General features: G+C 71.8%; 1 protein-coding gene. It reads left to right on the top strand.

Features of this window, described 5'->3' with window-relative positions:
* Positions 1-141: 141 nt before the first annotated feature.
* Positions 142-444: a hypothetical protein gene (locus C6N31_RS42480; protein WP_198359660.1), complete on the top strand. Its 303-nt coding sequence runs from the start codon at positions 142-144 to the stop codon at positions 442-444.
* Positions 445-478: the final 34 nt, after the last annotated feature.

Below are 478 nucleotides of genomic sequence, written 5' to 3'. Positions count from 1 at the left end.
GCCCCGTGGGCCGCTGGCGCTAGCGGTGACCCCCGCTAGCGCTAGCGGCCCCTGTTAGACCCCCATCACACCCCTGATCAGGACGCTAGTCGTTAGCGCCCTGACCTGGAGTTTGCCCAAAACCGGCCCAGGAGGCCCGTCATGGCCCTGCCCGCGCTCGCTATCGCCCTGATCCTGCTGTTCACCCTCGGTTACGCCGCCCTGTGTGCCGCCCAGCCGTTCGGCCGCTGCCGCAAGTGCCACGGGCTGGGCTTCCAACTCACCCACACCCGGGGCGGCAAGCCCAAGCGCGGCAAGCACTGCCGCCGCTGCCACGGCCACGGCATCCGCATACGCACCGGCCGCCACCTGTTCAACGCCTTCACGCGCACCCGCCGCGCCGCCACCGACGCTCCCGCGCAGCCCGGCACCCCGACCCGAACGGAGTCCCGCCCGTGGTCGTAACCGTCTCCCTCGTCCTGCTGTTCGGCGCCCTGCT

The organism is Streptomyces fildesensis, assembly GCF_016107395.1.
Classification (GTDB): Bacteria; Actinomycetota; Actinomycetes; order Streptomycetales; family Streptomycetaceae; genus Actinacidiphila; species Actinacidiphila fildesensis.
This window is presented reverse-complemented; position numbering and strand designations above follow the sequence as displayed.

Coding starts and splice junctions, on each gene's coding strand:
- C6N31_RS42480 (WP_198359660.1), top strand. CDS start 142: ATGGCCCTGCCCGCGCTCGCTATCGCCCTGATCCTGCTGTTCACCCTC.